Below are 6235 nucleotides of genomic sequence, written 5' to 3'. Positions count from 1 at the left end.
AGCGCGCCGGCCGGCTCGTCGCCGCCGTTGGGACCCATCGACTCCCAGAACAGCGTGTGCAGCACGTGCCCCGAGCCGTTGTGCGTCACGTTCCGGATCGCACCCGCCGACTCCGAGAAGTCACCCTCCTCGCGGGCCTCCGCCAGCGTCTCTTCGGCGCTGTTCCAGCCGTTCACGTACCCCTGATGGTGCGTGTCGTGATGCCAGTTCAGCACCTGCTCGCTGATCGAGGGTTCCAGTGCGTCGTACTCGTACGGCAGCGCCGGCAGCTCGTAATCGCTCATGTTGCAACCGTGTGGAGGACCGCGACCCGTATGAACGTTCTCTGTATCGCGTTTCAGTACCGTATCTGATAGGTAGAGTAGTGGAGCGGGGACGTGTATTGGGGTGATGTCGGACATCTTCGGAATAATTAGTACGATTTCCTATATATCCGATGGAGCAGCGGCAGGGAGTGCATCGTAGCTACGGTAGCTAAGGTACATAAGGTACATATGGTAGATAAGTTTGGGAGGGCCCTCACGCAAACGCTAAGTCACCCCATCTAGTATTGTGCAGTATGTCCTATACTCTGGACGCCGACGTCGATGGGTCGTTCGAGGACGTCGTCGCGCGGACCGAGGACGCGCTCGCCGAGGAGGGGTTCGGCGTCCTCTGCGACGTCGACGTGGAAGCGACGTTCGCGGCGAAGCTGGACGTCGACTTCCGCAAGTACCGCATCCTCGGGGCCTGCAACCCGCCGCTCGCGCACGAGGGGCTGGAAGCGGAACCCGGCCTCGGGGCGCTCCTCCCGTGTAACGTCGTCGTCTACGAGGCCGACGACGGGACCGTCGCCGTGCGCGCAGTCGACCCCGTAGTGCTCCTCGAATCCGTCGACAACCCGGCGCTGGACGAGGTCGCCACCGAGGTCCGCGAGCGCTTCGAGCGCGTCCTCGACTCGCTAAACGACGCCGACGAGTGACGCGTCACTAATCGGTGATTCGCGTCAGCTCTCGGCGGCCGCGGGCTCCGGTTCGTCGCCGTACTTCCGCTCGAACTCGCCGATGAGTTGACCCATCTTCGCGTACCAGTCGTTGAGCGTCCGCTGGAGTTCCTGGGCGATTGCCTCGCCGTCGCGCGGCCGGTAGACGTGGTAGTAGCCGCCCTGCTCGTAGTTCACCTGCTCCTTCTGGATGAACCCCGCTTGGAGGAGACGCTGGACGGACCGATAGGCAGTCGAGCGCTCCCGGTCGACCGCGTCGGCGATCTCGTCGACCGTGAGCGGGTCCTCGCGCTCACACAGCACGCGGAAGATGTCCTCGTCGAGCGCCTTCAGCCCGTGGAAACACTCCAGGAGGCCCTCGCACTCCATGTCCTGTTGGAGCATCTCGCTCATCGAATCAGGCATTGCTTAGTGTATGCGTCGCGCGCTCAAAAGTATTTGCGTGGACGGTGCAAGACTGAACGGGCGTCGTCGCGGTCGCGGTTCACTCCACTGTGCCGCTCGTTCCATCGTCGTCCGCGGTGCGCGCGCGCCAGTAGCCCTGCGCGTACGCGCCGAGGAACATCGCGGCGATGGCGACGAGGATCGGGTAGTTCCCGATGCCGACGCTGGCGTAGCCCGCCCCGGGGCAGATGCCGGAGAGCCCCCAGCCGACGCCGAAGATCGCGCCGCCGACGAGGACGGTCCGGTCCATGGACTTCAGGCGACGACGGTAGGGATTCCCCGTGAGGGGCGCCTCGCCGAGGACGGCGACGCCCGCGAAGATCGCGGTGCCGATGACGAGCGCGGCGGCGACCATCACGAGCAGGAGGCCGAGGTCGTCGAGCTGGAGGAAGCCGAGGACGACCTCGGGTTTCGCCATCTGGCTGTACGCGAGGCCGAATCCCTCGACGAGCCCGCCGAGGATTACGATGGGGTAGAAGAGGGGGTGGCGCGCCGCCATCACGGACTCACCCCCGCGGCGGCGACGGCGAGCGCGGTGACGATGGCGACGCCGACGAAGACGGCGACGTTCACCATCGAGACGCGCGAGCCGGAGCCGAGCCCGCAGACGCCGTGACCCATCGTGCAGCCCTTGCCGACGCGCGTGCCGACGCCGACGAGGAAGCCGCCGACGGCGAGTCGCCACCAGCCGACGTCGGTCGTCCACGGACTCCCGAGGAGGAGCGTGTAGAGCCCCGCGCCCGCGACCGTGCTGAGGGCGAGGACGACCCGCCAGTCGCGCGACGCGACGTACGTCGGTTCGTTGAACCGCGGGAGGTCGGAGACGTAGGAGAGCGTCGTCTCCAGGAACGTCGAGTTCCCGGCGGTGATGGCGGTGGCGAGGTAGATGATCGCGACGCCCAGGCCGACGAGCGCGCCGCCGACGGCGTAGTGCGTGACGCCGTTGGGGAACGGCGTCGACTCGAACGCGCCGAAAATCGACGGGAGCGCGGGTGACGACGCCGCGCGCTGAGCGAGCGGCTCGAAGACACCGAGGAGCGAAGCGAGCGCCGACACGTCACTCACCCGTCATCGCGTCCTCGCTCGCGGCGCAGTTGTTCGGCCCGAGTTCGAGTTCGAACGCCGACTCGTCGTCGTGGGTTTCGTACCCGAGGTTCGTCGCGATTATCGACTCGTGGTTCGCCGGGCGCGGCGGCATGTCGCGCACGACGTAGTCGACGAACGCGTCCTCGTCCATCGAGAGCGCGTCCATCGTCTCGACGAGGTCGCCGAGTGCGGCGGTGTACGTCCCGTCGTCGTTCGGCGTCGCGGCATCCGAGTAGTGCGCGGGCGCGACGATTACGTCGTCGTCGAAGCGCTCGATGAGTCCACGGAGGCTCGCGTGGAGGGTGCGCGCGGCGTCCCGGGCGGCTTCGGGGTCCTCGAGGTCCGGGCGCGCGACGCTCTCCGTAAAGAGGCCGTCGCCGGTGAAGAGCACGTTCCCCACGCGATAGGTCGTCATGCCGGTCGTGTGGCCGGGCGTGTGGACGGCCTCGATTTCGACGTCGCCGACTTCCAGCACATCGCCGTCCGCGACCGTCTCGTAGTCGACGTCGTAGTCGACGCCGCGCGCGTCGGCGGCCGCGGGGAGGACGGCCGTCGCACCGCTCGTGGTCCCGTCGGCGAGCGTGCGGACCCCCGAGACGTGGTCGGCGTGGACGTGCGTGTCGAGTGCGTAGACGAGGTCGGCACCGAGCGTGCGGGCGTCCTGCACGTACGTCTCGGCGAACGCGCGCAGCGGGTCTATCACGGCGGCTTCGTCGTCCGAGACGACGAGGTACGCGAGACAGCCCGAGGAGGGACGCCGGTACTGCGCGACCGTCACGTCGCTCCCGGCTCCGCGGTCGCCGCTCGTCGTCCCGCGGCTCGCGGCGGTCGTCGCGCGGACGTCGAGCTCGTCGTACTCGTAGAGGCGCGCCCACCCCTTCATCCCGCGTTCGAGGTGGTCGGCGTCGTACCCCTCGTCGGCGAGCGTCTCGGCGACCATCTCGCTGGAGCCGCCCTTCGCGCAGACGACCGTGACCCGCCGACCGTCCGGGAGGGCGTCGCGGAGGTCGTCGGGGACGCCGTCGAGGAGCTCGAAGTACGGGTAGTTGACGCTCTCGACGCTCTCGCCGCCGATGTGCCACTCCGCGTAGTCGTCCTCGCTCCGGACGTCGAGGAGGAAGACGTCCTCCCCGGCGTCCACGCGTTCTTTCAGCCGCTCGGGCGTGACCGTCCCGACCGCGTCGTCCGCCGCTGTGGTCGCGTCGTCGCTCATCACACTCCCCACTACCGTCCAGTCGAAAATAAGGCTTTGCATAGAAGTACACTATATACACAATACTATTTCGCGCCTATCTCCCTCAAAGACGTTTACACGGTAGTAGATGCGCCTGCTCCGTTATCGGTATTGCCTTGTTCGTCCACATCTACCGATACGCTTTTCATCGCCGGTTCGGTATTGGATGGTGAGTTCAATACCATGGACGACTACGAAACCACCGAGACGCTCGACGTGACGGAACAGAACTGCCCGATGCCGGTCGTGAAGACGAAGCAGGCCGTCGACGAGCTGGACGCGGGCGCGGTCCTCGAAGTGCTCGCCACCGACCCCGGGAGCGTGAGCGACCTCGGCGGCTGGGCCGAGACCACCGACGGCGTCGAGCTCCTCGGCCAGGACGCGGACGAGGACGACGGGCGCTACACGCACTACGTCCGCAAGACCGAATAGATGAGCACCGATACCCCATCCGCGGACGACGGCGCGGCGCCGAGTCGCGCGGAACTGGAGGCGCGGGTCGCGGAGCTCGAAGCCCACGTCGCGGAGCTCGACGCCGCGACGGATGACGGCGACGACGGGCCACCGAAGATGTCGATAATCGCCACGAAGGGCACGCTCGACATGGCCTACCCGCCGCTCATCCTCGCCTCGACGGCCGCGGCGTTCGGCTACGACGTGACCGTCTTCCACACGTTCTGGGGGCTCGACATCCTCCACGAGGAGCGCTCGAAGGACCTGCAACTGAGCGCCGTCGGCAACCCGAACATGCCCGTCCCGAACCTCGTCGGCGCGCTCCCCGGGATGGACCGGCTGACGACGCGGATGATGGAAAAGCGCATCGCGGACAACGACACCGCGACCATCGAGGAACTCCTCGGCACCGGTCTCGACATGGGCGTCGAGTTCCAGGCCTGCCAGATGACTATCGACCTCATGGGCTACGACGAGGCCGACTTCTACGACGGCGTCACGACCGGCGTCGGTGCCGCCACCGCCATCCGGGATATGACCGAAGCCGACATCCAACTCCTCGTGTGAACCGGAGCCACCGATGACCGACGACCGCCCGGACGATCCGACGGACGAGGCGTTCCGCGACGTCGGGGAGGGGCTCCTCGACGAGGACATGGGGCCGAGCAGCGCACTCGCGCACCTCTACCGCGGCGAAGTCCACCGGATGAAGTACTGGCGCGAGCGCCTCGACAAGACCACCGACTGGGCGGTCATCGTCATAGCCGCCATCCTCACGTGGGCGTTCTCCAGTCCGAGCAATCCCCACTACATCATTCTCGTCGGCGTCGCCACGCTCGGCGTCTTCCTCGGCATCGAGGCGCGCCGCTATCGGGGCTACGACATCTGGCGCTCGCGCGTCCGCGTCCTCCAGGAGAACGTCTGGGCCGTCGGTCTCGACCCCGCACAGGACGTCAGCGACCCCGCGTGGCGCGAGCGACTCGGGGCGGACTACCGCAAGCCGGTCCTCAAAATCACCACCGAGGAGGCCCTCGCACACCGCCTCCGACGCATCTACCTCCCGCTCTTCGCGGTCCTGCTCGTCGCGTGGCTCGTCCGCATCACCGCCTTCTCCCCCGAGTACTGGCTCCGGACGGCGGCCGTCGGGATGGTCCCCGGCCCCGTCGTCGTCGGGCTCGTCGCGGCGTTCTTCGCCGCCGCGCTCGTCGTCGCCTACCGTCCCCGGACGTGGCACGCGCGCGGCGAACTCCTCGACGAACGTCTCCGGAAAAAAGAGGAGTGAGGCCGCGGCGACAGCGCGTAGACGAGGCGACTCCGAGCGGGAGCGATGGTCGCCGTCCGCGAGTCAGAGGAGGTCGGCGAAAACCTTCGACTGCGCGGCGGCGAGGTGTTCGCTGAACGTCGTCGGGTCGATGTCGAGCGCCGCGGCGACGTCGGTCGCGTTGGCGTGTCGCGGACGCTCGAAGTACCCCATCTCGTAGGCGGTTTCGAGGACTTCGCGCTGCCGGTCGGTGAGCCGACTCGCGTCGACGAAGACGTCGTCGCCGAGCGTGCTCTCCGCGGGCGAACGGACGAATCGCTCGATGTCCACGCTGGGGAATCGCTCGCGGAGGTCCGCGACGACGTCGCGGAGGTGGTCGTAGTCCTCGGCGTAGAACGCGAGCGTCGCCACGCCCTCGCGGACCTCGTGGCGGATGACGGGACAGCCGAGTTCGGCGAGGCGTGCGCGCGGACAGCCCGCATCGGGGTCGCACGCGAGTCGGTAGCGGGTCGTCTCGCCGTGGACGAAGAGCGGGGTGAGAGTCGCGTCCACGGCGGCGGAGGCGTCGTCGACCGCGGCCGGCGTCGTCCCGGTGGAGAAGTCCACCACGCGCGCACGCGACGGCGGTGCGGCGGCCGCGTGCCGTTCGGCCACCGCGATGGAGGAGAGGGTCGCGGCGGCTCGCTGCGACAGCGCGGCGAGCGGACAGACGTCCGCGTCGCGGAAGGTGACGGTGGTCCGAATCCCCGACGGCATGGCCGTACTCGGCCCTTCG

9 protein-coding genes and 1 pseudogene are annotated in these 6235 nt (G+C 67.9%); 4 read left to right on the top strand and 6 right to left on the bottom strand.

Annotation, left to right across the window (positions count from 1 at the left end; translation table 11 throughout):
- Positions 1-284: pseudogene (locus tag IEX84_RS06095) on the bottom strand (superoxide dismutase); the annotation flags it as partial.
- A gap of 275 nt (positions 285-559) precedes the next feature.
- Between IEX84_RS06095 and IEX84_RS06090 the strand changes: the two are divergent.
- Positions 560-961: a DUF302 domain-containing protein gene (locus tag IEX84_RS06090; RefSeq protein ID WP_188870890.1), complete on the top strand. Its 402-nt coding sequence runs from the start codon at positions 560-562 to the stop codon at positions 959-961.
- 24 nt (positions 962-985) lie between these two features.
- Here the strand turns inward: IEX84_RS06090 and IEX84_RS06085 are convergent, their stop codons facing one another.
- The 4 genes from IEX84_RS06085 to IEX84_RS06070 form a co-directional block, all read right to left on the bottom strand.
- Positions 986-1387: a helix-turn-helix domain-containing protein gene (locus tag IEX84_RS06085; protein WP_188870888.1), complete on the bottom strand. Its 402-nt coding sequence runs from the start codon at positions 1385-1387 to the stop codon at positions 986-988.
- Between the two features lie 79 nt (positions 1388-1466).
- A complete protein-coding gene (locus IEX84_RS06080; protein ID WP_188870886.1) occupies positions 1467-1925 on the bottom strand; it encodes a YeeE/YedE family protein in 459 nt (152 codons plus the stop codon).
- Positions 1925-2404, bottom strand: coding sequence for a YeeE/YedE family protein (locus IEX84_RS06075; RefSeq protein WP_188870931.1), 480 nt, complete (start codon positions 2402-2404; stop codon positions 1925-1927). The genes IEX84_RS06080 and IEX84_RS06075 overlap by 1 nt, the downstream gene beginning before the upstream one ends.
- Before the next feature lie 79 nt (positions 2405-2483).
- Complete coding sequence (locus IEX84_RS06070) at positions 2484-3725, bottom strand: MBL fold metallo-hydrolase (RefSeq protein WP_188870884.1); 1242 nt, start codon at positions 3723-3725, stop codon at positions 2484-2486.
- A gap of 204 nt (positions 3726-3929) precedes the next feature.
- Between IEX84_RS06070 and IEX84_RS06065 the strand changes: the two genes are divergently transcribed.
- Genes IEX84_RS06065 through IEX84_RS06055 form a run of 3 tightly spaced genes read left to right on the top strand, consistent with a single transcriptional unit; the run spans position 3930 to position 5481 of the window.
- Positions 3930-4178, top strand: coding sequence for a sulfurtransferase TusA family protein (locus IEX84_RS06065; RefSeq protein ID WP_188870882.1), 249 nt, complete (start codon positions 3930-3932; stop codon positions 4176-4178).
- The gene (locus IEX84_RS06060) at positions 4179-4766 is read left to right on the top strand and encodes a DsrE/DsrF/DrsH-like family protein (RefSeq protein WP_188870880.1); all 588 of its coding nucleotides are present in this window, start codon (positions 4179-4181) and stop codon (positions 4764-4766) included.
- Positions 4767-4779: 13 nt separating this feature from the next.
- On the top strand, positions 4780-5481 hold the full coding sequence (locus IEX84_RS06055) for a DUF2270 domain-containing protein (RefSeq protein WP_188870878.1): 702 nt from the start codon (positions 4780-4782) through the stop codon (positions 5479-5481).
- A 63-nt stretch (positions 5482-5544) separates the two neighbouring features.
- Here the strand turns inward: IEX84_RS06055 and IEX84_RS06050 are convergent, their stop codons facing one another.
- A complete protein-coding gene (locus IEX84_RS06050; protein ID WP_188870876.1) occupies positions 5545-6216 on the bottom strand; it encodes a helix-turn-helix domain-containing protein in 672 nt (223 codons plus the stop codon).
- Positions 6217-6235: the final 19 nt, after the last annotated feature.

The sequence above is a fragment of the Halarchaeum rubridurum genome (assembly GCF_014647115.1).
GTDB classification, from domain to species: Archaea; Halobacteriota; Halobacteria; order Halobacteriales; family Halobacteriaceae; genus Halarchaeum; species Halarchaeum rubridurum.
Note: the sequence above shows the minus strand (reverse complement) of the source record. Positions and strands in the feature narration are given on the sequence as shown.